The sequence below is a fragment of the Providencia sp. PROV205 genome (assembly GCF_028479505.1).
Lineage (GTDB): Bacteria > Pseudomonadota > Gammaproteobacteria > Enterobacterales > Enterobacteriaceae > Providencia > Providencia huaxiensis.
The window spans coordinates 75995-101553 of record NZ_JAMPNU010000020.1 but is presented as its reverse complement, the minus strand read 5'-3'; the positions used below and the strand labels follow the sequence as shown (position 1 = coordinate 101553).

The 25559-nt window shown below is 45.2% G+C and carries 27 protein-coding genes; 18 read left to right on the top strand and 9 right to left on the bottom strand.

Annotated elements, in window-relative coordinates; translation table 11 throughout:
* Positions 1-381 precede the first annotated feature (381 nt).
* The 3 genes from PR800_RS13035 to PR800_RS13020 all read left to right on the top strand — a co-directional run bounded on the left by PR800_RS13035 (position 382) and on the right by PR800_RS13020 (position 3409).
* Positions 382-1218 (top strand): type IV toxin-antitoxin system AbiEi family antitoxin, encoded by an 837-nt coding sequence (locus PR800_RS13035; protein WP_195698177.1) that lies wholly within the window; start codon positions 382-384, stop codon positions 1216-1218.
* 8 nt (positions 1219-1226) lie between these two features.
* Positions 1227-2141, top strand: coding sequence for a nucleotidyl transferase AbiEii/AbiGii toxin family protein (locus PR800_RS13030; RefSeq protein WP_102140288.1), 915 nt, complete (start codon positions 1227-1229; stop codon positions 2139-2141).
* 1073 nt (positions 2142-3214) lie between these two features.
* Positions 3215-3409, top strand: coding sequence for a helix-turn-helix transcriptional regulator (locus PR800_RS13020; protein ID WP_039995236.1), 195 nt, complete (start codon positions 3215-3217; stop codon positions 3407-3409).
* A gap of 52 nt (positions 3410-3461) precedes the next feature.
* Here the strand turns inward: PR800_RS13020 and PR800_RS13015 are convergent, their stop codons facing one another.
* From PR800_RS13015 to PR800_RS13000, 4 genes are all read right to left on the bottom strand, one after another.
* Positions 3462-3674: a hypothetical protein gene (locus PR800_RS13015; RefSeq protein ID WP_040132767.1), complete on the bottom strand. Its 213-nt coding sequence runs from the start codon at positions 3672-3674 to the stop codon at positions 3462-3464.
* A gap of 267 nt (positions 3675-3941) precedes the next feature.
* Positions 3942-5183: a tyrosine-type recombinase/integrase gene (locus tag PR800_RS13010; RefSeq protein WP_099821774.1), complete on the bottom strand. Its 1242-nt coding sequence runs from the start codon at positions 5181-5183 to the stop codon at positions 3942-3944.
* A gap of 1 nt (position 5184) precedes the next feature.
* Positions 5185-5454, bottom strand: coding sequence for a hypothetical protein (locus PR800_RS13005; RefSeq protein ID WP_193234638.1), 270 nt, complete (start codon positions 5452-5454; stop codon positions 5185-5187).
* Positions 5455-5456: 2 nt separating this feature from the next.
* Positions 5457-6431 carry a ParM/StbA family protein gene (locus tag PR800_RS13000; protein ID WP_000497807.1) on the bottom strand — a complete coding sequence of 325 codons (975 nt, stop codon included), beginning with the start codon at positions 6429-6431 and terminating at the stop codon, positions 5457-5459.
* 482 nt (positions 6432-6913) lie between these two features.
* Between PR800_RS13000 and mobI the strand changes: the two genes are divergently transcribed.
* Positions 6914-7339, top strand: a complete 426-nt coding sequence (mobI, locus tag PR800_RS12995) for a conjugative transfer protein MobI(A/C) (protein WP_425322347.1) — start codon at positions 6914-6916, stop codon at positions 7337-7339.
* 10 nt (positions 7340-7349) lie between these two features.
* Here mobI and umuC read toward each other — a convergent pair whose 3' ends face one another.
* Both umuC and umuD read right to left on the bottom strand, forming a co-directional pair.
* The gene (gene umuC / locus PR800_RS12990) at positions 7350-8618 is read right to left on the bottom strand and encodes a translesion error-prone DNA polymerase V subunit UmuC (protein WP_193234563.1); all 1269 of its coding nucleotides are present in this window, start codon (positions 8616-8618) and stop codon (positions 7350-7352) included.
* A gap of 7 nt (positions 8619-8625) precedes the next feature.
* Positions 8626-9075, bottom strand: a complete 450-nt coding sequence (umuD, locus tag PR800_RS12985; protein ID WP_272531013.1) for a translesion error-prone DNA polymerase V autoproteolytic subunit — start codon at positions 9073-9075, stop codon at positions 8626-8628.
* 640 nt (positions 9076-9715) lie between these two features.
* On the opposite strand from umuD, the gene PR800_RS12980 reads away from it, so the two are divergent.
* From PR800_RS12980 to PR800_RS12965, 4 genes are all read left to right on the top strand, one after another.
* Positions 9716-10624 carry a 3'-5' exonuclease gene (locus PR800_RS12980; RefSeq protein ID WP_134990672.1) on the top strand — a complete coding sequence of 303 codons (909 nt, stop codon included), beginning with the start codon at positions 9716-9718 and terminating at the stop codon, positions 10622-10624.
* A 73-nt stretch (positions 10625-10697) separates the two neighbouring features.
* Positions 10698-10928, top strand: coding sequence for a hypothetical protein (locus tag PR800_RS12975; RefSeq protein ID WP_442959877.1), 231 nt, complete (start codon positions 10698-10700; stop codon positions 10926-10928).
* Positions 10929-11031: 103 nt separating this feature from the next.
* Positions 11032-12282, top strand: coding sequence for a hypothetical protein (locus PR800_RS12970; RefSeq protein ID WP_140256576.1), 1251 nt, complete (start codon positions 11032-11034; stop codon positions 12280-12282).
* 10 nt (positions 12283-12292) lie between these two features.
* On the top strand, positions 12293-13426 hold the full coding sequence (locus PR800_RS12965; RefSeq protein WP_140256575.1) for a DNA methyltransferase: 1134 nt from the start codon (positions 12293-12295) through the stop codon (positions 13424-13426).
* A gap of 70 nt (positions 13427-13496) precedes the next feature.
* Here the strand turns inward: PR800_RS12965 and PR800_RS12960 are convergent, their stop codons facing one another.
* Entirely contained in the window at positions 13497-14906 is a 1410-nt protein-coding gene (locus tag PR800_RS12960) for a hypothetical protein (protein WP_272531009.1), read from the bottom strand.
* Positions 14907-15119 (bottom strand): helix-turn-helix domain-containing protein, encoded by a 213-nt coding sequence (locus PR800_RS12955; RefSeq protein ID WP_140256573.1) that lies wholly within the window; start codon positions 15117-15119, stop codon positions 14907-14909.
* 189 nt (positions 15120-15308) lie between these two features.
* On the opposite strand from PR800_RS12955, the gene mobH reads away from it, so the two are divergent.
* The 4 genes from mobH to PR800_RS12935 are packed head-to-tail and all read left to right on the top strand — an operon-like array spanning position 15309 to position 20498.
* Positions 15309-17438: a MobH family relaxase gene (mobH, locus tag PR800_RS12950; protein WP_257970869.1), complete on the top strand. Its 2130-nt coding sequence runs from the start codon at positions 15309-15311 to the stop codon at positions 17436-17438.
* Between the two features lie 47 nt (positions 17439-17485).
* Positions 17486-19306 carry a conjugative transfer system coupling protein TraD gene (gene traD / locus PR800_RS12945; protein WP_272531006.1) on the top strand — a complete coding sequence of 607 codons (1821 nt, stop codon included), beginning with the start codon at positions 17486-17488 and terminating at the stop codon, positions 19304-19306.
* 9 nt (positions 19307-19315) lie between these two features.
* Complete coding sequence (locus PR800_RS12940) at positions 19316-19876, top strand: conjugative transfer protein (protein WP_193234567.1); 561 nt, start codon at positions 19316-19318, stop codon at positions 19874-19876.
* A complete protein-coding gene (locus tag PR800_RS12935) occupies positions 19863-20498 on the top strand; it encodes a DUF4400 domain-containing protein (RefSeq protein WP_000033756.1) in 636 nt (211 codons plus the stop codon). Before PR800_RS12940 ends, PR800_RS12935 begins: the two co-directional genes overlap by 14 nt.
* A gap of 26 nt (positions 20499-20524) precedes the next feature.
* Here the strand turns inward: PR800_RS12935 and PR800_RS12930 are convergent, their stop codons facing one another.
* Positions 20525-21112 (bottom strand): hypothetical protein, encoded by a 588-nt coding sequence (locus tag PR800_RS12930; protein ID WP_023266690.1) that lies wholly within the window; start codon positions 21110-21112, stop codon positions 20525-20527.
* 288 nt (positions 21113-21400) lie between these two features.
* Here PR800_RS12930 and traL point away from each other — a divergent pair, with 288 nt between their 5' ends.
* The 6 genes from traL (at position 21401) to traA (ending at position 25507) form a co-directional block, all read left to right on the top strand.
* Positions 21401-21682 (top strand): type IV conjugative transfer system protein TraL, encoded by a 282-nt coding sequence (gene traL / locus PR800_RS12925; RefSeq protein WP_000433891.1) that lies wholly within the window; start codon positions 21401-21403, stop codon positions 21680-21682.
* Positions 21679-22305 carry a TraE/TraK family type IV conjugative transfer system protein gene (locus PR800_RS12920; protein ID WP_193234568.1) on the top strand — a complete coding sequence of 209 codons (627 nt, stop codon included), beginning with the start codon at positions 21679-21681 and terminating at the stop codon, positions 22303-22305. The genes traL and PR800_RS12920 overlap by 4 nt, the downstream gene beginning before the upstream one ends.
* Positions 22286-23185: a hypothetical protein gene (locus PR800_RS12915; RefSeq protein ID WP_420029369.1), complete on the top strand. Its 900-nt coding sequence runs from the start codon at positions 22286-22288 to the stop codon at positions 23183-23185. The genes PR800_RS12920 and PR800_RS12915 overlap by 20 nt, the downstream gene beginning before the upstream one ends.
* 2 nt (positions 23186-23187) lie before the next feature.
* Positions 23188-24477 carry a TraB/VirB10 family protein gene (locus PR800_RS12910; protein ID WP_193234569.1) on the top strand — a complete coding sequence of 430 codons (1290 nt, stop codon included), beginning with the start codon at positions 23188-23190 and terminating at the stop codon, positions 24475-24477.
* Positions 24478-24551: 74 nt separating this feature from the next.
* Positions 24552-25124, top strand: coding sequence for a type IV conjugative transfer system lipoprotein TraV (gene traV / locus PR800_RS12905; protein WP_272531002.1), 573 nt, complete (start codon positions 24552-24554; stop codon positions 25122-25124).
* Positions 25121-25507, top strand: a complete 387-nt coding sequence (gene traA / locus PR800_RS12900) for a TraA family conjugative transfer protein (RefSeq protein WP_004249359.1) — start codon at positions 25121-25123, stop codon at positions 25505-25507. Before traV ends, traA begins: the two co-directional genes overlap by 4 nt.
* Positions 25508-25559 lie beyond the last annotated feature (52 nt).

Here is a 25559-nt window from a genome sequence, read left to right as displayed (position 1 = left end):
GTACAAACTTGAGTACAAATTCCGTTTTATGGGCCTCTGGCGAAAATTCCATGACATAAACCGTCTTGTATCCCTTGTTATTCATAGGCTTGAGCTAAAAATTTCCATCTTCGGATGGGACTTGTTCTTTTATCACTTGATTTATGTACAAAGCAAACACACCAAAACATTGCAGATATTACTCGCGGACTGGACAAAGTAAGTTTTCTAAGTTTCGGTAGATTTGGTTTAAAAGTTGGAAATTATACGGCGATATTCGCCGTGAATGGAAAGAATAGTAAACCACGCCTTGTTGTGATAGTTTATTAAGTCTAGGTTTTACGGCGATATTAGCCGCAAAATAGCAAAGAGATAAACTAGAAAAAGGTTTGGTGTTTAAAAATGGTTAGTCATTCCCAGCGCGAAACGGTGAAAGAGTCTTATAAGCAGTCTCTTAAAACTCTTTTACCTTATGGTATGTTAGCAACAAAAAAATGGCTTGCAGAGCAGGGCTTGAGTGCTCATGCGTTGGATAACGCTGTCAAAACCGATACGTTATTGCCGCTAGCTATAGGTGTTTACAGCCAGTATTCTCGAACAGTCACTTGGGAAGGCGTAGTCGCTTCTATGCAGCGTATGATGAATAAAAGTGCAGATGAACAACTTCCGCCTGTCGTGGTCGGTGGATTGTCAGCGCTTTCCATATCTGGTTTGTCGCAATATTTGTCATTAGGAAGTACACCTCATATTCATTTATATGCAACGGGAAAACTGCCTTCCTGGCTTGAGAGACTGTCATTGCCAATTAAGTTCGAAGGACATAGTACAAGTAAACTTTGGCCTGAGAGCTTATTCAAAGATAGAGCATTCGTTAAAGAGCATGAATGGGGAGAGCAATTACCACCTGTATATTTTTCATGTCCTGAAAAAGCCATATTGGAAGTGTTGGTGGATTTGCCTGAAAGTGTGTCATTTGAACATGCCGATGAGCTAATGCAGGGGTTGGTGAATTTATCTCCAAGAAAACTAGATTCGCTCTTAAAAGTGTGTAAAAGCGTAAAGGCCAAACGATTGTTCTTTTGGCTTGCAAAACGCCAAGCTTATCCTTGGTTTGATAAGTTAAATGTAGAAAATTACGATTTAGGCTCAGGTAAGCGTGTTGTTGCTAAAGGTGGAAAATTGGATACAGAGTATCTAATAACAGTACCTCAGCATATGGTGTTGGCAAGTAAAGGATAAGTTCAGCGATGGATAGAAACAGTATTTATTACAAGCAAGTACAGCTTTTGATACAGGTATTGCCTTTCGTTGCCAAACAGAAATGCTTTGCGCTCAAAGGTGGTACAGCAATCAATTTATTTGTCAGAGACTTTCCTCGTTTATCGGTCGATATTGATTTGGTGTATCTGCCAATGAAGAGCCGTGATGATGCCTTGCAGGAAATCTGTGATGCACTTGATGCTATTAGCGTGGATTTAAAAATAACATTTAAAGATGTCGAGCTAACGGAAGCTTATCGGTCAAAACGCGATGCTCTAAGGTTGATCATTGCTCGCAACGGTGTGCAGATCAAAGTCGAGTTATCACCTGTATTGCGCGGTACTGTTTATGAACCAAAGCTGATGGAAGTTTGCGCAGTCGTAGAAGACGAATTTGGTTATGTTGAAATACCTGTTGTTGACTTAGCTGATCTTTATGCTGGAAAGATATGTGCAGCATTGGATAGACAGCATCCAAGAGACTTATTTGATGTGAAGTTGCTTTTGGAGAATGAAGGGCTAACGGATGAAATTCGTAAAGCATTACTCGTTTATTTATCAAGCCATAATCGGCCAATGGCAGAATTGCTCAGTCCGCAATTTAAGGATATTACTGCCACCTATGAAGGTGAGTTTACTAACATGGCCGAGACGGATGTCCCGTTGGTGGAACTGGAAACCGTAAGGGGACGCCTAGTAGACCTCATTCACCAAGGACTGACCGATGTTGAAAAGGCTTTTTTGCTATCCTTTAAAAATCGAGAACCTGACTGGTCTTTACTCGGCCTGAATGGAGTCTGTGAGCTTCCTGCCATCAAATGGAAACAAATCAATTTAGCAAAAATGCCGAATGACAAACATACACAAGCCTTAGAAAAGCTGAAAGATGTTCTCAGTATGTGATTTCTAAAAAATAGATGTTTATGCAGGGCTGATCTTCTGAACAAATCATGCACCTTTCTGACCATTAACAAGTGGTAAATCAGACGATGAAAAGTCAGATTTATTCAACCAAAACTAGATGTTTTGCTGCTTTGAGTTGTTGGCTCGTCACATTGGTATCATACAGCAGCTGATCAGCCAGATTTGCTCTGGTAAATCGACTAGGTCTCGTTACACCATGCAATACCGAACAACGGCAATTGCAGTATTATTGGCGTAGTACGACAAGCTATCATCGATTTTTGGTAGCGAAGGAATTTGTGGTTTAGAGACAGTTGTTTATGGGCTGAAGAAGCAACGATTACAAACAGCTACAACTGAGTATTGGCGCACACTGAGAGTAAATGGTAACAGATTAGATAGCCTTTGATTGTTAATACCCCCAAGATCTGCGAAAATAACCGCCAATTTTGATTAACAAGACGGATTTGCGACGCCAAGAGCCACATTGAGCCTCTTCGAATGCTTATACAAATCTGTATATAAACGAAAAGAACGGTTAAATGACAGATCAGAACTTTCTCCATGAAGTTAGCACACGCAGAACGTTTGCTATCATATCTCACCCTGATGCCGCCCAGCCTTTCAACGCTTAAAACCACCTTTCATTGCTCACCACAATCACATCTCTACGTACTGAATTTAAAGGCTTTTCGTCTTTTTCTCGTTTCTTTGCTTTTCAATGATGTTCAAGCGTAACCTCGGAAAGTGTGTACAAACTTGAGTACAAATCGCCATATTTACCGTTTTTAGCCAAATTCCATGACACAAACCTAGCTGTAGGCCTTGTGCCTACTGGGTTTTAGCCAAAACTTGCCTATATTTTTTATGCCGAAAATCGAGAAATGATGGTAAGACGTTCGCGATTATCTCTAATTGTTTGCTGGTTGAGTTGGTTACCGGTTGCTTTTTTGCTGTCCTAAAAGTTCATTTGTATGGACCTGATCTTCTGAACAAATCATGCATCTTTCTGACCATCAACAAGTGATGAATCAGGCGATGATAGCTTTACATTGATTTTCAGGAGAATGCAGATGACAGCAGTAGCGCACCAAGTAACCCCTTTTCTCACGTCTTACGAAGTTATGGCTCGTTACCACATTAGCTATACGACGCTCTGGCGAAGAATAAAAGATGGCAGCTTGCCTCAACCTCGTATCAACCGAAATACACGAAACAAGCTTTGGCACATTGAAGACTTGGAGGAGTATGAGAACAGTGAAGGTTGAGCAGGGTTTAAAGTGTTAAGGGCAAAGTACAGCCCTTAACCTCTTAACAGTACTATTCGTTGATGTTGTCAGGCTTGTCGTGATTTGGATTGTTTCGGGCGTACTCCACACCATTGCGCTTGTAAATGTGCGTGTCTGGATGTTTACCTTCCTTAACTTCACGAACCAGTGTTTTTCGACTTACTTCGCCGCGCCCTGTAATTGTGTAGCTATCATTTCCACCATTTTTACCGCCATTGCCGTTGATACTTGAACCTTTCGCCATCTGGAATCCTCAATAAATTGAATCTAACTGGTTGTGCATTCAAGAACAGCAATGGAACCAGGGTTTCACTTCCTAAAGCACTACAAAATACATGTGGTTTCAAACTGAGAAACTCAAGAGTTCAGGCTGAAAAATGATCAGATTAAACCCTGGTGATAGCTATGCGGCTTAAGCCTAGTTTTAAAGCGACCAGTCAAAAAACAACATTGAGAAGGTTTTTGACATGGTCACAATTAGGAATACCAATCTACTGGTAGCGACAAATTCTTACTGTCCGAAACGCCAGTTGAATGGAAAGCCTGTCGGCTCGATGATGGTTTCTAGTTGTTGATACCAAACGTCGTAAGCATGACGCATTTCATCCAGGTACTGATATTGGTTGTAGATAGCATCCAATCCTTTTTTGCTGTGGCCAATCATCAACTCGGCAACTTCTTGCGTCGTGATGGCCGACATTCGTGTTCGCATCGTTCTTCGAAGATCATGCATAGACCAATGTTCCATCTCAACACCAAGCGACCTGCGAGCCCAGATTTTCACATTGTTAGGAATAGTGGTATCAAAGCCATTTGTGGCAAGCTCTTCTTGTCCGTTCGCGGGAAACAAGTAAGTTGATTTGCTCATCTGCATCGCCAATTCAATCAGCTCAATTGCAGGCCTAATCAATGGTCGCATGATTGGCGCTCCAATTTTCTCACCTTGTTTGCGGATCTCTATGGGCACTGTCCACATTGCAGATTGCAAATCAAAGTGATGCTTTTCAGCTTGAATGAGTTCGCCCTTGCGACCGCCCAATAGCAGAAGCAGTTTTATGTAGATGCGGTTCTTCTCAGTGATTTTTGACTCGTGCAAATAGCGCCAAAGTATCCTGATCTCGTTGTCATTTAGCACCCGAGTTCGTTTGCCTTTCTTACCGCCAACCTTTTTTGCTGTGATCCCAGCGGCAGCGTTAATTTCCAAAATTTGTTCATCAATCAGCCAGTCATAAAACTTGTGCAGCACAGACACCAGGCGTTCTGTGTTTGAAGGGGACGACTCCGAAACCTCACGAAGACAGTTTCGCAAGGACAATTCATTGATGTCAGTTAATGGGTACTTGCCAAGTCGGGGCAGCAAATATATTTCACTGCTTCGTTTTTGGTAGTGCCACGTTTTCTCCTTTAGCCCTTGCTTACCGGCAGAGTCTATCCAGTCTCGAAAAATCGATTCGAAGCTTTGGTTGGCAGAATACTTGGCCCGTTCCTGCTGTAGGTAGAGCTTGGGGTTTCTGCCCTGGTCGAGTACCGCCCTTAACCTATCCAGCTCATTTCTGGCTTCAGCAAGCTTCATAAGTGGGTAAGTACCTATGTCTACCCGCTGTTGCTTGCCATCGAACCGATAACGAAACTGAAAAACAATTTTGCCCTTGGGCGAGACCCGAGCACTTAGTCCATCTCGGTCAGCTTTTACTACGGTTTCTTTTGCTTCTTTATTTAACCTGGCATCGAGCCAGCTAACTGATAACGCCATGTTATAAGCCCAGCCCTAGTTTTGATTTTAATGATTGTTTGCGTGATTCTGCTTTGGGTTCTGGCGCTGTACTCATAGAAGTCACTTCATCATCTGGTGCATGGCCATCCACCGGTGCAGATGTAGTGGATAAATTGGGTTGGCTCATGTGAATTAAGCCAAAGGTGGCCAGCATCCTCAGACGCTCAGCGCGTTCCCGTGGCGGCGTCTTTTCTAATTCTTTGAGCAGTTCAGGGTGGCTCCCTGGGGGAATGTTGACGACAACTCTCATGATCAGGCCCCATAAAACCAGAAGCCTCGGACGTTCGCCAAAACAGACTGTTCCGGGACGATGATCTTGCTTCGTGAAAAAATCTCCTTGGCCGCTTCCTTATAAGCCAAGGCTCCACCTCCGGCGATCAATACCAAGTCCGCATTGATGCTTTCGTCACGCATGGATTGGCGCATGGCTGTAAGAGCAACAGGCGCTACCTTTTTCATGGCAGCATTCAGATAAGGTGAAATATCGACTTTTTCTCCAAATAGTAGCACCTGCAAGTCGCCGGTTCTCATGGCTTTTTCAAGTCGATCCATTCCGACTTTTGCACCATGATCTTCCGAAATCAGCTTATCAATGGTTTCCAGTAGCACGGACATAGCCTGAAGACTGGTTCCTGAGGAGCTGTAGCGAATTTCTCCAGCCTCAAGGGCAACCCAGTCAACAGAAAAGAAGCCGGGATCTATGACGACGACGCGACCTTCTTCAATTAAGCCCAAATCACCACCTGTTTGAACCAGATCCATATAGGCACCGGCAGGCTGCGGCAGCACTTTGACGTCATGAACAGTGATGCTGCGCTTAGGCGTCACTTGATGGACACCTTTTAAACGCTGCACAAGGTCAGACTTACGTTGTGGTTCATGAAACTGGGAAACCGGTAATCCAGTGACAACCAAATCGATGGATTCTGTTTCAGCCATTAACAAGGCGGCATGAAAAAGCGCCTTATAGGTTTTTGTGGTGGGATATTCCGGGTGGAGCTCTCGTTCCCAGCCTTGAAGGCGTCCAGCAGGCACACCTGCCGCCCAACGCTCATTATCGACAGACACATACAAACAAGTTTCATCATCGCCTCCACCGATACGCTCCGGCATACGATCCGCAGGACCGGCACCCGCAGGCAGAATAATGGTTTTCGGTTCACTGCCTGATTGGCCAATTGCCAGCTTCAGGTTTGAGTAACCGATATCTACGCCTAGTACAAACATACTTATCTCCTGTGCACTCAAAGTGCTCTAACGGTTTTCAATCAACCGCACTGGTCACGCTTGGGTATGTCCAAGTGCTCTGGCGGTTCACTCAAATGTCATTATCAGGACTCGGTGCACTGGCGGTGGGCAGAAAGGTGACAAATCCTTTCATCTATCTGCCTATTGCATTTTCGCAAAAGTATGAGAATAGGCTCTGTTTGGCGGCGAATGACTGAGCCAAAAAAATCGAGACGCCAAACGTCGTTTGCATTCTGGCCTGAACTTGCCAAACGGTTTGTATTTTCATGGCAATACGTCTTTTTAGGCGTTTTTAAGTGAAATCGGCCTGTATCCCTTGTCAGGTATGGGATTGCGCGAGTTAATTTATATCGAGACGCCAAACAGTGATTGTTACGGCAGTTTTACGTTTGGCGTTTCGATCCAAAAGCCAAACGGATAGTGGTTTTGGCTTTTGGGGTTAATTGGATGGGGAAATTGGTTTGGTAGAAATCGTCAATGAACAATGGAAAGCAGAGGTATCAGATTTACTTCAGCAAGAAACGGACAGGCTAAAAGCACTGGCACGAGCTGAAGTTGATGACTTTTGGGTTACCCATTACAAGGTTCGCGAGAATGCGCCCTTTAAAGATTGGGGGCTGCTTGGTGTCCGTATCAGAGACTTTAAGTATGGCTTTGGCATTGAGTGGTACATCAACAGTTTTCACGGTCAACGAGGCAAACGCGTGGTCTTTAGCAAGGGGCTGCGTATTTCAAAGACGAAGCTGAGATACGCATTTTTGGACTGCCAAGGTTTGGCCAAAGAATGGGAGCTAGCGCTGGCCATGGAGAAAGAAGAATTCTTCAGTGATATTCGACGCCAGGTTGATAAGCTCAACATGCTACGTCGCAGAGTGAATGCCTATTGAATCACAGGGTCTACTTCACTCGTGGTAACTGGTCCCAGCGTGTTGTGTAGGCGGGAGACAAATGCTCTCGCTTCATCGACCAATCTTTTTTCGTACCTTGTCCAGCAAAGAAAACCTTTCCGGCACCGCTTTGATTAATGGTGTCCAATACAGACATCAACTGCTGGCTATTAGAGCGGGTCGATACGTCATCGAATAGTCCTGGTTGAAACATGCCTGGATCGTAAAAATCAGACAGCATAACGCCCGCTTTGGCATAACGAAAACCATCCTTCCATATCCGCTTGAGTAAGTGATTGGCCAGTTCGATAAAATCTCGTGTATCGCAACTGGGGATCAGCAACTCGCCCGATGCAGAGTTGCTGTATTGCGGTTCGTTGTCCTTAAAGGGGCTGGTACGTATGAACACGGTCAGCACTTTGGCTTGCTGCTGTTCTTTGCGAAGCTTCTCAGTGGCGCGGGTAGCGTATTCGCATACAGCTTCACGTAACAATTCAAAGTGCGTTACTTTTACGCCAAATGAACGGCTACAGACGATTTGTTTCTTAGTTGGCGGGATCTCTTCAAGCTCAATGCACGACTCGCCATTGAGCTCTCTGACGGTTCTCTCTAAAACCACTGAAAACTGGTCTCTGATGGCTCTAGGAGAGGCATTGGCTAGGCCTAGGGCTGTGGTGATACCCAAAGCATTTAATCGCTTTGAAAGCCGTCTACCAACGCCCCAAACATCATCAACTGGGACTAATGCGAGCAATCGACGTTGCCGATCTGGATTGGTCAGGTCTACAACCCCTTGAGTGGCGGGATATTTCTTGGCGGCATGGTTAGCCAGCTTGGCGAGTGTTTTAGTCGGTGCAATGCCTACACAGACGGTGATCCCAATCCAGTGGCCAATGCGCTCCCGCACTTGTTGTCCGAACTCGACAAGAGATATGGCAGACTCAATACCGGTTAAGTCCAAAAACGCTTCGTCAATGGAGTAAACCTCTACTCGTGGTGCCATCTCCTCCAAAGTGCGCATCACTCGACTGCTTAAATCTGCATACAGCGCATAGTTGGACGAGAATGCCAAAATACCATGGCGCTGCATTTCAGCTTTGATTTGAAAAACGGGTACGCCCATTTTAATACCGAGTGACTTGGCTTCACGCGAGCGTGCAACCACACAGCCGTCATTGTTGGACAGCACCACAACCGGCGTATCTTTTAAATCAGGACGAAACAGCTTCTCACAACTGGCGTAAAAGTTGTTGCAGTCCACCAAGGCGAATACAGGCATGGGACAGTCACGACTTGCGGCGCATGTTTCGCACCACATTGGTGACCACACCAAATATCTCTAACTCTGTCCCTTCAGGAATATGGATGGGTTCATACGCCTGGTTTCTTGGGATCAGCTTGACGCACGGCCTTAGTTGAAGCTCCTTTACCGTGAGTTCACCATGGATGCCAGCGATGACAATGTCACCGTGTTCGGCTTGAACAGAGCGATCAACCACCAGAATATCATCTGGATGAATCCCGGCATCAATCATTGAATCACCTTCAACACGCACAAAGAACGTTGCAGACGGTCGCTTGATGCACAGCTCGTTAAGGTCGAGCGTTTGCTCAACATAATCCTGCGCTGGTGAGGGAAAACCAGCAGAAACACGTTCCATGAACAATGGAATACGAAGGCGCTTGGCTTTGATGAAGGCAAGCGCGCCGCTACGGCCTATCAGCGAGACACTCATGACGAACCTCGAAAAATTACAATTGATACTGTTTTTTTATACAGTATCTAATGCTATGCTGATTTCTACAAGTAAAATTGTAGGTAAAACTGTAGTTGTTCGAGTAATACGCTGTGTTGTCGGTGATTTCTTTTTTGTGTTGAAAAGCTTGATGTGGGGGATCGCTCGCCCTCGTCAAAGCCTGCAAGGCTTGGACAATACTGCTTCTGCCTACTGCTCTTGTTTCTGTTACTGATCCTGTTACTGCTACTGGTTAACGCATGGGTCAAGTAACCGTCAGACAAGGCTTGTTGAACCCTTTGCAAAGGGTTTAAAAACAGTTAGTAAAATTCTGCTTCGTATTGAATTTACTGGCTTAAAGCGAAGTCAGGAGCACCATTAAAACGCTCAGTCGAACTCGGTTCAAGCCTTTTGCAACCGTTTGAAAAGGGGTTGGCTAAGCCATACGTAAAGGGTATCGGTAAGGGTTACCTAAAGGGTTTAGCTAAGACTTTCTGAAAGGCTTAGCTAAACCCTTCATACATGGGTTCACCCAGTAGAAAGATTAAAAAAACGCTGAGGTATCCAAGGTGCATTTTGTACAACCTGTGGCACAGTGAAATAACCCAAAGCGAACAATAGAATTGAAGAGGAACCATCAATGACAAGAGCCCCAGCGCCATTTCCGCTAGAGCGCCTCGCGGATATCCCAGAAAGACCAGAAGATTTTAGATTGCTGGAGCGTATTCCATTAACGCGTGAGCCGCAGTCCTGGCCACTTGAACTTTCTCCTATCGTCGGTGACGAACAGCCAATGGTGCTGCTCGATACAGAGACAACCGGACTGTCTGCCGATGACGAGTCCATTATTGAGCTTGGTATGGTTAAGGTGCTTTACAGCCCCTCGGCTAAGCGGATTGTGTCGATTGTTGATGTGATCAGCCTGTATGAAGATCCCGGCAAGCCAATCCCCAAGCTGATTACCGAGTTAACCGGTATCACCGATGATATGGTGCAAGGCCAGCGCATTGATGATGCACTGGTTGCGAGTTGGTTATCCGATGATCCGCTGGTGGTTGCGCACAATGCACAGTTTGATCGTCCTTTCTTTGAAAAGCGGTTTGCCGCATTAGGCCATTTGTCTTGGGCCTGTTCAGCTAGCGGCATAGATTGGAAAGCACTGGGCTTTGAAAGTCGAAAGCTTGAGTACCTGCTGCTTCGCTTAGGTTGGTTTTATGAAGGACACCGAGCTGCAACCGATTGTTTGGCGATGGCCTGGTTGTTCCATTTGTTGCCCGAGTCCGTTGCAAACTTGTTGTCTGAAGCAGACAGGCGAACTGTGTTAGTTCGTGCGTTTGGTGCGCCGTTTGACGTAAAGGACTATTTAAAAGAACGTGGTTACCGCTGGCATGACGGTGTTAAAGGTGCCAACAAACATTGGTGGCGCGAAATCAGCGAAGACGAGTTGCCGCAGGAACAAACTTACCTGGATGATTTGTATCATCGTGGTTCAGAACATGCCCACTATGACTACAAAGATGCCCGCAATCGATTTAAAGCTTTATCATAGCCCCTTGCATATTTGAAAACCTCTGGAAAATGGAAAGTGAACTCATGGCTAAACCAACAAGAGGAATCTTTCCATGTACCAAGACACCTACATTGAATACTGGGGCGAAATCTTCGTCTCTGCCCGTATCATTGAATTTGGCATCACGTTCGAGCGCTTTCTTAAAGAACCATGGCAGCACTTGATGTCCTGTGGCCAAGAGTCTGCTCCAGACGCGATTGCTGAAGGGATACTGCCATTACTGCCAGCTCAGGCAGAAATATCTAGGAGGATAAGAGAGTATGAAATGAAACGACACAATTAACTTAAAAACTGATGATGTTGACTATAGTCAACATTGAGGTAGAATGAATCAAAGTAAATCACACTGAATTTTAGAAAAGTCTAATGACTAATGATGAGAAATTATGCAACCAGAAGTACTTATAAAGCCTAAGTTTTTGATAGATGCTAAGCATACAACCCACTCTGGTGGAAAAGGAGAGTATCTACATGATTGGTACTCTTATCTAGAAGGTTTTTCATCGTCTTTTGTTAAAGGTATATTACAAACATATTCTCCAAATGCGAAGGTTGTTCTTGAACCATTTGCAGGAGTTGGAACTACTCCAATAAATTGTTCATTTTTGGGTATTCATACATATTATTGTGAAGTTAACCCTGTGTTGAGGAAGGTTATCAGTGCCAAAGAAATTGTTGCAAGATTAGATGCTAAGGGCAAAGCAAATTTGGTGGCCTCCCTGAAGAAGTTAAGTGAAAGATTACCTACTGAAATTGAAAACCTATCTCCATCAGAAGAATTGAAGAAAAGATATTATTCATGTTTTGGAAAAAGTATTTTCTTTACAGACGATGCTTTTGACAAAGTTTTAAGGTTAAGAACTTATGTCGATGAGATGCAAGATGATCTTGTAGCTGCTTCTGTAGAAGTAGCAGTAATGTCATGTATTGTTCATTGTTCACTATTAAAACGCTCAGGTGATGTGCGTTATAAAACTCAAAAAGAACTAGAAAAGGGATTGCCTGATTTTTATGAATCAGTATGTATGCAATTGAGTCGAATGGCAGTCGATTGTGAAAACTGCCCAGAGGCTGTCGGCAAATTGGATTTGATTGCAAGCAACGCTAAAGATTTGGTGAATAAAAGTTCTGTTAATGCAGATATTGTTATTACTAGCCCTCCATATTTGAATGGAACAAACTACTTTAGAAACACTAAGTTAGAGTTGTGGTTCATTCGAGAGTTGGAAAATGAAAAAAGCCTTAGATGTTTTAGAGATCAAGTTGTTACATCGGGTATAAACGATGTAACTAAGGATAAAGGAAAGGATATTCTTCCGTTTATTACCGAGCTCTATGAAAATCTTTATGAGAAGTCATATGACAAGCGAATATCGAAAATGATGGCTGCATACTTCTGGGAAATGAAGATTGTTTTAGAAGGTTTGAAGAAGCAAGTTGTCAATGGAGGTCTTGTCTGTATTGATATTGGGGATAGTATTTATTCAAAAATATATATACCAACTCACAAAGTATTGATTGAGATCGCTAAAGATATAGGTCTTGAACTTTATGATGAAGTACTTTTGCGAAAAAGAACTTCTAAAGATGGAACTTCCTTAGGGCAGTTTCTATTGGTTTTTAAAAATAATAAATAGTGGGTAAATAATGCTCAATAAATGGCAGGAATTTAAATCACAATTGCCCCATATGTCATTTCCTTATTCTAAGAGGAATTGGGGTAGCAGTTTGCATTCAATTTGCTCATACCAAGGAAAGATGAAGCCGGCATTAGCCTATCATCTAGTTGAATCATTTTCAAATCAAGGGGATATAGTTTTAGACCCTTTTAGTGGATCAGGGACTATACCGTTAGAGGCAGCTATAAACGGTCGTATAGCATTAGGAATGGATATTGGTTTGTTAGCCACCTCTCTATCAAATGCGAAATTGAAGAAGCACAACAGAAATGATGTTGAAAAAATATTAGATGAACTAGAGAGATATATTGGAAGTGGTAAGGCTCTAAGTCAAAAGACTATTGAGGATACTAAGAATATTGGTTTTAATAAGTCTATTCCAGATTATTATCACGAGGATACATTGTCTGAAATATTGTTGGCTCGTGATTACTTTCTTGATAATTCTATGCCAGAAAGTGAAAGCTGGCCATTAGTTTTCTCATGCCTTTTGCATATTCTTCATGGAAACAGACCATATGCTCTTAGTAGAAATAGCCATCCGATAACACCATATGCTCCAACGGGTGAATATGTATATAAAAACTTGATGGAAAAACTTAGAGTCAAAGTATATAAGTCGATCGATGAACAGGAAAACTTATCGCTGACTGAGTCGAAGTGTTATATGGCTGATATACTTTCTTCTTGGCCTAAAGAGATAAAGAATGTTAATGCGATAATTACATCACCTCCATTTTTCGATAGCACTAAGTTTTATATGACTAACTGGCTAAGATACTGGTTTTGCGGTTGGGGGAAGACTGAATTCGATGAAAACCCTAAATCGTTTGTTGAAGTCGTTCAAAAGCGTAACTTTGATGTATATGACTTTATTTTTAGTGAGTGCCATCGCGTTTTAGTTTCTGGTGGAGTTGCTGTTTTTCACTTAGGCCATAGTGATAAATGCGATATGGCTCAATCGTTAACTCCATTCGCTGAAAAGTACTTTGAGATAATGGATGTTTTTACTGAATCAGTAGAACACTGTGAAAAGCACGGTATAAAAGATAAAGGTAGTGTTAAGGGGCATCAATACCTAGTTCTTAGAAAGAGGAGCTAAATATAAGTTAGCGATATTATATCCAAGGCCATGCGCTTTACTAAATGCACATGGCCTATGGAGGTTGGATTTATCTATATTGGCTTCGGTATAACTTAAGAAGATCTATTTTTCTTCCAAACTCTGTTTTGTTTATTGTCTTCTGCAATGCTTTTAGCAACAGGTCTGAAGTTAATTTACCATCTCTTATTTTCTGCAACTCTGGTTTTTGACAGAATGTGTTAAATAGCCAATCTAAGTTTTCAACTATAGTTTTCACAGCATCAATATTTGGACTAGGATTCTCAAGTTCAGTAAGTGATAGACCAGTTATATTAGAGAGTGCTGTTAACTTTGACTTTGAGTAATATTCTGAAGGGGCACGATCTCGTTTTTGTGAATTGCAAGATCCACAAAGACATGTCGCTGTCTCGTCTAAAGGCCATAAAAGTGCAAGAGGGCGAGTATGGTCTAAATGCATTTCTCTAGGAGAGTCAATAGTGGTTGGGCAGTTGAAGCATTTTTTGCCAAATTTTAACCAAATATCATCAGCTAATTCGTTGCCACCAGATTTTTCTCGGTACATTAATTGCGGACTTTTACCAAATATTTCTGTAAGTAATAATTCAAAAGCTCGTCTTCTTGCACCGTCTTCTTTCATTTGTGCAGCTGTACGTTGGGGATTATGTGCAGCATTAACTTCGTATTTTTTACAAAATCTGCATTCGAGCTGATAGCCGTACTCTAATTGCAATATCTCGTCTGTTTCTATATTTCTTAGCCTTCCAAACCCTGCGTGAGAGCAAGGTCTTCTGTGTTCAGCAACACAGTGATTGGAAAAACTTAAGTGATGTCTTTCATTGTTGATATTTATCGGAAGAAATCGAGCACATCGGTTGCATGATTTTAGATGTATTATCTTATTGGAAACTTCGTTGGAGTCAAAGCTTAACTCAATATTAACATCACCTTCAATAGAGTAGAAATTAGCTTCTGGCGCAAACTGATACATATTGTTAAGAAGTACAGGCTTTTCTGCTTTAGCCCACTCTAAATGCTTATGTTCTACAATTCCACATCCTATTTCATAAAGGGCTAAATAAGTACTTTCTGAAGCGCTAAATATGACTTTGGTTTCATTTACGTTGCTATCGGTATTAGATGTCGCCATAGACCCAAACTTTGACCAATTATTGTCTTCTGGTTCGGTGTGAAGTTCTTTTGGAAATCCACCTTTAAGAACTTCAACTTTGATGTTTTCGTTACATGAAAACCATCCCCCAAATGCAACTATATCGCCTGAGTTATGGTCGGGTATTTGGAATGTAATCGTTACATTTTCACCTTTGGGTACTAGAATACTCTCGACTTCTTCTATCTTGAGCTCGCCTCCAGTTGAATCAGGATGGCTTTTGAATCCACTGGTTCTTGTAGTAGTTCTCCGGCGTCCTGCAAACTCGGTTTTGCCGGGAAGCTTGTTTCCAAAATTTATTTTATCCATTTACATTCCTTCAAATAGTTCTGATAGAGAAACATCAAGTGCAGATGCGATAGCCTCTATAGCTTTGATAGAAATATTCCGCTTCCCATTTTCAACACTACTGATATAGGTCCGGTCTAAATCACAAGTTTTTGCTAACTGATCCTGAGTTATATTTTTTGAACATCTAAGCTCTTTGATCCGTAGCCCAATTTTCGTCATAGAAGAAGACATGCGCGATGAAATCCCCATCGTCTAGTTAGGACGATTATGATACCAGATGTTGACGTTTAGTCTACAAACTCAATGATTTTTCATTTGAGGAATAGTTAGATAATCAAATGTTTAATCTTGCTGAGCAAAGGCTTTGTTGGAAGTGTGTAGAGTTGCTCTATAGACTTCTTACTTCATAAATCGTGACATATGTTTTTGTTTAAAAAGGTCATAGAACCGAGCCTTGTACTAGAACTTCCACGCTACCCGCCATTCCTGAAGGGGTTGCCAGCTGCGTCACCTGAGGATTTGCAGTCCACACAAGACGAGCTAATTGCCAAACTGCGCCAAGTACTTGGCTTTAACCAGCGTGATTTTCAAAGGTTGATTCAGCCCTGCATTGACCATCTGGCTGCTTATGTCCACTTGCTGCCAGCTTCTGAGCATCATCATCACAGTGGTGCTGGTGGTTTATTACGTCATTCGTTGGAAGTTGCTTTCTGGGCGGCACAAGCAGCTGAAGGGATCATCTTTGTTGCCAGTGGCACACCTGTTGAAAAAAAAGAGCTGGAACCAAGGTGGCGTGTTGCGGCGGCTCTTGGCGGTTTGTTCCACGATATTGGTAAACCCGTTTCAGACTTGTCCATCACGGACGAAGATGGACGCTATCAGTGGAACCCATTTTTAGAAACCTTATCCCAGTGGACCACAAACAACAGCATTGAACGCTATTTCATTCGCTGGCGCGACGGGCGGTGCAAGCGGCACGAGCAATTTTCAATTCTGGTGTTAAACCGGGTGATGACACCTGAGTTGCTCGCCTGGTTAACCCAGCCGGGCCCTGAGATTTTGCAAGCCATGCTGGAGGCAATTGGCAATACCGATCCCGAGCATGTCCTGTCTAAACTGGTCATTGAAGCTGACCAAACCAGTGTGCAGCGAGACCTGAAAGCTCAACGGATTTCCGTTGACGACAATGCCCTTGGTGTCCCAGTCGAACGCTATCTACTTGATGCCATGAGGCGATTACTTGCCAGTTCGCAATGGCTGGTCAATCAGCGAGACGCCAGAGTCTGGGTACGAAAATCGAATCAATCAACCCATCTTTGCCTGGTTTGGAAAAGCGCGGCTAAGGACATCATTGAGCTGTTGGCAAAAGACAAAATACCTGGCATTCCAAGAGATCCCGATACCCTTGCGGACATTCTCATTGAGCGAGGATTGGCTACTAAATCCGCCTCAAATGAGCGATATGAAAGCCTTGCCCCCGAAGTGCTGATCAAAGACGGCAAGCCAATCTGGCTACCCATGCTGCATATATCTGAGGCCGATTTATTGTTCAGCTCGAATTTACCAAGTAGCGTGAGACTGTTTAGCAAATCTGAGTGGGAAGCAACACAGCAAACACAAGCAGAACCTGAGAGTCGTTCCAGTGAACATCCAGATTTGCCTGAAGCGTCATCATCAATCGAACATAGCAATTCGGCACAGTCGCCATCGACAAAACCGTCCGACCAAGATGATGAACTTCGTCATGCCAGTGATGTTAATCACCTTCAGGAAAATGAAAACGTTCCGGGTGATGGATATGAAAAGCCTAACAATTCATATGATGGCGCTATCTCAAATAACGTAAACCAGCACGATGCTGAGGCATTGAATCTCCCTGAATCTTTGGCGTGGCTTCCAGAGGCCAGTAGCGCGCTGGTTGTGGTTGGTGAGCAAGTCCTGGTCCGCTATCCCGATGCCGTAAGACATTGGTGTGCTCCCCGAAAACTGCTTGCTGAACTCAGTCGATTAGATTGGCTTGAACTAGATCCGGCAAACCTGACGCGTAAAGCCAGAACTGTGACTACAAATGATGGAGTTCAGGAGCAAGGGTTACTGCTGAAGGTATCGATTTCTAAAAGGCTAATTGCACTGATAGACCTTTCCAATCAAGACGCAGAATCAGTGTCAGTAATTCAGAACGATGAGGCTTCACAGCGTCCGAGTCGAACTGAGACAACCAATGCCCAAGCAAAGGAGCCCGCCAAAAGAGCGGAGCGTAAGCAAAAGCCGATTGCGCCCAATACGAACTCATGTACAGACCCCAAACACGCACAGCGCCAACAGATGGTTAATTTTGTGAAAGATTTGCCCATCTTACTGACCGATGGCGATTACCCAGACGTGGATCATAGTGCCGATGGTATTCGCGTCACGATTCAAACCTTACGCCAAGTCGCCAATGAGCATGGCATTCCAGCCGGACAACTGCTTCGGGGGATCTCGGCCAGTGACCAATGCCAGTTTGATGAGGGGGAAACGGTTCTGTTTACCGCTCACGCTAAACGTTAATCCATTTGAAATTAAGCGGATTGCAAACGGTTATTTGCGGAGCATGAATGAAAGAAAACGCATATGAGATGCCTTGGCGCACGAATTATGAAGCCATGGCAGCAGCAGGTTGGCTGGTTGGGGCCACTGGGGCGATTGCCGCAGAAATGCTGACTGAGCTACCACCTGAGCCATTTTGGTGGATGACAGGGATTTCCTCGGGCATGGCGTTGTACCGCCTGCCTGAGGCTTATCGTCTTTATAAATTGCTGAAGGGACTAAAAGGAAAACCATTGGCTTTTATGGCGCTGTCGCATTTGCAAAAGGTGATGGCAAAACATCCTGATGAATTGTGGTTAGGTTATGGCTTTGAGTGGGACCAACGCCATGCCCAACGCGCTTATGAAATTCTAAAAAGGGATAAGCAAACCTTACTTAACCAGGGCCACGGCAAGCAAATGGGCTCGACTTGGATTCATGGTGTCGAGCCCAAAGAAGAAGATGTGTACCAACCAGTTGGACACACTGAGGGGCATACCTTAATTGTCGGTACGACCGGTGCCGGAAAAACCCGTTGCTTTGATGCGATGATCACTCAGGCCATTTTGCGCAATGAAGCCGTGATTATTATTGACCCCAAGGGAGACAAGGAACTTAAGGATAATGCGCAGCGAGCCTGTATTGCCGCCGGTAGTCCTGAGCGCTTTGTGTATTTTCATCCGGGTTTTCCAGAGCATTCAGTACGTCTTAATCCCCTGAGAAACTTTAACCGAGGCACTGAAATTGCCAGCCGAATTGCGGCATTAATACCATCTGAAACCGGTGCTGATCCATTTAAAGCTTTTGGCCAAATGGCACTGAATAACATAGTGCAAGGTTTGTTGCTTACTTCACAGCGTCCTGATCTGAAAACACTGAGACGATTCTTGGAAGGTGGCCCAGAAGGCTTGGTAGTAAAAGCCGTCACGGCTTGGGGGGAGCAGGTGTATCCGAACTTTAGTGTGGAGATCAAGCGCTTTACCGAAAAGGCCAATACCTTGGCTAAACAAGCCATGGCGATGCTGCTTTTCTACTACGAACGCATTCAGCCCGTTGCCGCCAATACCGATTTAGAGGGGCTATTGAGTATGTTTGAGCATGACAGAACCCACTATTCCAAGATGGTGGCCTCACTGATGCCGGTACTCAATATGCTCACATCAAGTGAACTAGGTCCATTGCTATCACCGATAGCAAACGATGTGGATGATAGCCGGTTAATTACGGATTCTGGCCGTATTATCAACAATGCCCAAGTGGCCTATATCGGGTTGGATTCATTGACCGACGCCATGGTTGGCAGCGCCATTGGTTCGTTGCTTTTATCCGATCTCACCGCCGTGGCCGGTGACCGCTATAACTATGGTGTTGAAAATCGTCCCGTAAATATCTTCATCGATGAGGCGGCTGAAGTCGTCAACGATCCCTTCATTCAACTGCTCAACAAAGGTCGTGGCGCAAAAATGCGTTGTGTGATTGCTACTCAGACCTTTGCTGACTTTGCCGCTCGTACAGGCAGTGAGGCTAAGGCCCGTCAGGTGTTAGGTAACATCAACAACCTGATAGCCCTTCGGGTGATGGATGCCGAAACGCAGCAGTACATTACCGACAATCTGCCTAAGACTCGGTTGCAGTACATCATGCAAACTCAAGGTATGTCGTCCAACTCGGACAGCCCCGCGTTGTTTACCGGCAATCATGGCGAACGCTTGATGGAGGAAGAAGGCGATATGTTTCCACCGCAGTTATTAGGCCAGCTCCCTAACCTTGAGTACATCGCCAAGCTTTCAGGTGGCCGCGTGATCAAAGGCCGCATTCCTATTTTAACCAGCTCTACACAGGCAGCATAAGGAGTCTGTATGCATCATTCTGTCTGTCTGAAAATGACAACACTTACCAGTAAAGAAATGCTCGCTCAGTGGCAGCAACATAACTCCCAGTTCAAGGAAACCTTAAGACTACTTGAAACCGACTGGCCTCATGCTTTGGCTTCAGTGCACTGTTTGGCGGACTATTTAACAGATGCGCTCACGTTAGATGGCCATTCCATCTTTGATTTGTGTCTGTGTAATGGCTTGGGCAGTTATGAAGAAGTCAGTTGTGATGATGACAGTGTGCGCCTGTGGCATTTCATTGAGGCACTGACTTGGACTGCCGCCAGTGCTTTAACGGGGATTCGCCTGCGTGATCCTGACCATTTCGAGTGGGCCGCTGTGGATGGTGTCTATTTCCACACCTGGATGCGTAATCGTCCAAATCGGATGGCGTATTTAGCTGAAGGACGCATCGATGTGCGTTATGAAAGTGGTCATACGACGACAAAGCGGCTTCAACAAGTGATTAAAGCCCGGATTATGACGCCTACCGTTGCAGCCATGCTGGCGCGAGTAGAAGAGGATGTTTGGCATGAGCAAGCATAAGTCGGTTTGGCTGCTGTGTCTGGCACTGATGCTGGAGATTATTGCCATTGGCGTGTTAGTGCCCGGTGATTGGACTGGCCGGGTTATTAGTAAAGAGAAGCAGATGATCCAAAATCAATTGGGCGCACAAACAAGCTATTGGATTGGTCAAACTAGCCATCGCTGGTATCAGTCATGGGTTGTGGATACGCAGATGGAGCAATCTGTGCGTGATTTTCTAATCCCCACTGAAGAGCAGCGACTGCGCTCTAAAGGGATGGAGAACATGGGAGGCTTTTGGTTTGTCTGGGTAGAAGACCGTATTCAGGCATTTTTTGATGTGTTGTACCAAGTGTTCACTCGATTTGCGTTGCTGATGGTCTGGTTGCCCTTTGCGCTTATTCTCATGTTACCGGCGTTGTGGGATGGCTTGATGACCTGGAAGATTAAGAAGACAACCTTTGATTTTTCGAGCCCTATCATTCACCGCTATAGCATGATAATTCTGGGTTCAGGCGTCATCTTACTGTTTATGGGATTGTTCGCCCCGTTGGCTATTCCACCGGTGGTTCTACCGTCGATGATCATCGGCTTGGCATTGATGGCAGGGTTGGCGTTAAGCCACTTGCAGAAGAAGATATGAGGCCAGTTAGGCCTCATCTTGTAGAGCTAAAACCTTACGCCAACGGTATTGCCATTCTCGTCTTCCGCTGGCAAATGATAAGTATCAATAAGATGACCTTGAAGCCAAATATATTGCGGCATCCAAAACGAGTACTGTCGTATAAGAGCCAATACTTCTTTCAGCGGTTTGTTTGCATGAGGCTCGGCAAGGCGAAAGTACATGAATGAGCAATCATCTCGAAAGTACTCCTGAAGCTCTGAATCTGATAGCGTTTCTTTTAGCGGCCTGTTTTGTTCGTCGTCCTCATCATGGGAGTTGGCATAAATTTCAAATAGCTGCTTTTCAGTGAGCATCTCCAAGAAATGGTCTTCAATTAAAACCCCATCACTGGTATCGACATCCATACCATCTTTGACATCAAAAGCCATGACACATCCAGAAGATAACGCCACCTCTGATGGCTTCAGTACGTCATTGGCTTGTACAACCTGATGCCAATGATTAAAGCCAACAGAGATTGCAATTTCATCGAGTGCTTGAGTGTGTGTAATGGATTTTTCACGTTTAAGCTTTCGTGCTTTTTGCTTTAAACGTTCAACCGTGTCAGAGGAAATGATTTTAGTAATTTGCATTGAGTTTCTCCTATTAGCGAATACGGTGCCCACTGCCGAGGTCGCAGAAAAAACCTAAGCAAAAAATAAATTTGATATGCATGTCGTCCCATCCGGGTTTGCTAAAGTGGGCAGCTGGTCTCGACACGACCAATATCCCCATCATATCAACCGCATCAAAAAGATCAATTGTTAGTATTGTCTGAGTAGAACCCTCAAAACCTTCAAGAATTCGGCATCTAGCTGACCACTGAACCTGCCAATCCCAAGGCATCCTTCACTTCTCAATTCAAACAACGAGGAGTGACTATGGAACCTGTGAGTATTCCGTCCTATATCGATGACCCGCCGCACTTCCTGCTTTGGAGTGCCGATGAGATGGCTCCCATTCTGTTGGGGCTAGTGATCGGCATTTTTACCGGTAATGCCTTGGTTTTATGCCTGTTGGGGTTGGTGACAACCAAGCTCTATCGGCGTTTTCGTGATGGCCGCCCAGATGGTTTTATTCTTCACGCCATCTACTGGGCCGGACTGTTGCCAACCAAAGCCAAGACGATCCCTAACCCATTTATCAGGAGCTATCTGCCGTGAAGTTCGACGTGTTTTTAAAATCATGGCAAGGCACGCAATTAGAGAACCGATGGCAACGGTTCCTGATTTCGGTGCTGGTGCTATCTAACTTGCTGCTTGCGGTTGCGGCATTTTCTCGCAATACCGTGGTAGCCATTCAACCGCCAACCTTGTCTGAAACGGCTGAAGTGTCACGAAACCAGGCTACTCAGCCTTACTTGGAATCCTGGGGGCTCTACCTGGCTGAGCTTATGGGCAACGTGACGCCGGGTAATGTGTCTTTTATCCGGGTTGCTATTGAGCCGCTACTTTCTCCAGCGGTGTACCAGCAAGTGGTCGATGCACTGGAGATTCAGGCAAGACAGATCCGTGAAGACCGAGTCACGCTCAAATTCCAACCCAGACAAGTGGAATACGAGTATGAAACCGGCCATGTCTTTGTGACCGGTTACTCCTTGGTTTCTGGGCCATCTGGAGATGAACAGCGCCAAACTCGCACCTATGAGTTTGACATCGATATTGAGCAATACCGTCCAAAACTTAGCTGGATGGATACGTATGAGGGGCAAGCTAGAACGAAGCGAGTTCGTGAAAAGTTGACCCAAGAGCAAAACCGGAGGGTGAATGATGCGAACCAAAATTAGTCGATGGATGACACCAAGCTTAATCGCAATGAGCTTGAGTGGCGTCCTGTTATCTCAAGCGTCGTATGCAGACGTGGAATTGCCAATTGTGCCAGCCAGTGTGATGAAGCAGTCTGCTACTGCAAATCCACCGGTTCAAAGCAATACGGTTGCAACCGATGCGCCAACAACGCTACTGATGACACCGGGTGTTAATGAACTGATCCCTGTAGCACTTGGTCATCTGAATCGGATTGTAACGCCGTTTGAATCGCCTCAGGTGAGAACAACCAGTGATGCTCAGACGCAAATCAAGGGGAATGTTGTATATGTGGCCACGGACAAAGAATCACCGGTTTCACTTTACATCACTCCGCCTGGTCAGGAAGCGCCTGCGTTATCTGTCACCTTAGTACCTCGTCGTATTCCACCGCGTGAAATCACCTTAGCTATTGATGGTCAGCAGTGGCCTATTAAGGGCGTCGTGAACCGAAAAGCCGCCACTTGGGAAACGGCTCAGCCATACGTCGATAACCTACGTGACTTACTCAGACGCCTTGCACTAAATGAGTTACCACAAGGCTATGACATCCGTTTAGCTGGCCAAACTGACACAAGCCCGAAATGTTTTCAGCCTGGCTTAAAGTTTGGTTTTAAGCAGGGGCAAATTGTGACGGGACATTACTTCACCGTCTATGTAGGACTGGTTGAAAGCTTTGCCGATGAGCCGATAGAAGCCAGTGAAATAGCTTGTCATGCACCAGATATAGTGGCAAGCGCCTACTGGCCTCGCAATATCTTGTTGCCGAGTGAAAAGACTGAGTTGTATGTGGTTGTTCGCAATCATCGTGAAGAAGCGGTGGAAAGTCAGCGACCTTCGCTTCTTGTGGGAGGTGAATAACGATGAAAGCACAATGGGAACAAATGAGCCCGAACATGAAGCGGGGCCTATCGGTTGCTGGTATTGCTGGTGGTCTCATCCTTATGGTGATGGTGTTTTCACCTAATCCTGACGATGGCTCAAGCAGTCGGAACCGACAGGAAACGATCCGGCACATCCTTACGGATACCAATACTCGTGATGTTGGGGTCGATAGTTTGGCTGCGAACGTAAAACTACTCAGTGAGCGCAATGAACAGTTACGTCGTGAAGTTGAGCGCTTGCGTCGTGACGTCGATTCAGGACGGCTAAGCCCAGGTTCGCCTTCTATACCAAGTGAGGTCAATGCGGAGTTGGCTCGCCTTCGAGCGGAACTTGATGATGTTCGCGCTGGAGGTGATGCAGCAGTTGAAGGCACAAATAGCCGTTTTGAAGTGCCTTTATCTGCCATGGAATTGCCTAAAGACGAAAAGCCACTGCCGTCTAACCCAGACGACTATTTTGCCAATGCGCCGCTGCCTGATCCGCTCTATCAGCAGCCAGCCAATGGGCAAGGCACACGAGCTCGGGATGTTCCATTGCCGCCAATCACGATTCGTATGATTGAGCCTGAAGTGGTTGCAGAACCAGACGTTGTTGTGCAAGACGCGCCGCCTTTGTATTTACCGGCAGGCAGCATTATCTCGGGTACTTTGATCACGGGTTTGGATGCACCTACTCACGAGTCCGCAAGACGCGAACCTTTTCCTGCATTGCTGAGGATTCAAAAGGAAGCCATTTTACCCAACCGATTTAGAGCGGATATCAAAGAGTGTTTCTTGATCGCCGCAGGTTACGGTGATTTGAGCTCTGAGCGTGCTTATTTGCGAGGCGAGACCATTTCATGTGTGAGAGAAGATGGTGGCGTCATTGAAACGCGACTGGATTCTTATGCCGTTGGTGAAGACGGCAAAGCCGGTATTCGTGGCCGATTAGTGTCGAAACAAGGCCAGCTGGTGGCCAAATCGATGATGGCCGGATTCCTTCAGGGCTTGGCAGGCGCATTTGATGTGAATCCTGTACCAACGATTCAGACGGGTAATGCCGGTGATACTCAGTTGTACCAGCAAGTCATGAGCCAAGAAGCATTACAAGGCGCTGCGATTAAAGGCACTGGTAAAGCATTGGATCGAGTGGCCAAGTTCTATTTGGACATGGCAGAAAATATGTTCCCAGTCATAGAGGTAGACGCTGCAAGGAAAATTGAAGTCATAGTCACTCGTGGGGCCTCGTTGTCATTGGCCGCTTCGCAAGGGGGAGGTGCAAGAAGATGAAAAAATCCTGCATGTTGCTAACCGATCGAAGTCCGTTTCAGACAATAAGATGTGTATCCAGAGGAGAGTTAACCATGACGACATCAATGCAGAACAACCCAAAGCACCAGTCAAAACAGTGGTCTAGAGCTGGATTACTTTTATTGGCAGTCGGCTCAACCTTATTGTCTGGGTGTAGTTCATTGGGTCTTGGGAGTAGTGAATATGGATGCCCAGGTATGCCTGACGGTGTGCGCTGTTTATCCGCTCGTGAAGTCTATGAGCTTACCAGTAATGGGGCTGCACCCAAGACGATTGATGCTGTGGCGACTCGAATTGGTTCTCCCTCTGGGTATTCACAATCTGATTTAGAGACAGGGCTGCTGAGCCATCCAGCATTACCTGAGACGCAGCAATCTGCACCTATTCGCATTCCTTCAAGGGTGATGAGAATTTGGATTGCGCCTTGGGAGGATGACCGTGGAGATCTGAATTTATCCAGCTACGTGTTTACCGAAATTGAACCGCGCCGGTGGGATATTGGGGTGTCAGCACCTCGAACGGTTTCGCCAGTGCTACGTCCACTTCAGACTCAAAGCGATTCTGCCTCAGCGGGAGCTGATGGTAAGCGCGATAACTTGAGTATCTACGGAGAAACTAACGAATGACAAATGCAGTTCGTTCCATTCAAACTCAGCGCCTAATGACCATTGGTGCGCTTGGTTTAATGGCGTTAATGATTTCGGAGCCCTCATTTGCGGGCACCGGTGGTGATGCTTTCACCGATGTGTGGGATACCCTAAAAGATTGGACCCAAGGTACTTTGGGACGGATCGTAGCGGGAGCCATGGTTCTGGTGGGTATTGTGGGCGGTATCGCTCGCCAAAGCTTGATGGCTTTTGCCTTGGGCATTGGTGGCGGTATGGGTCTCTACAACACACCAACAGTCGTTGAAAGTGTTATGTCTGCAACCTTACCTGTTGTTGCCAGCACTCAAGAAGTCATTGGCACAACTGTTCCAGCAATCAGCGCCGTTTTACTGGGCACCTGATAACAACAAAATACGCCCAAGCGGCCAGATATCTGACGGCTTGGGCGTCATC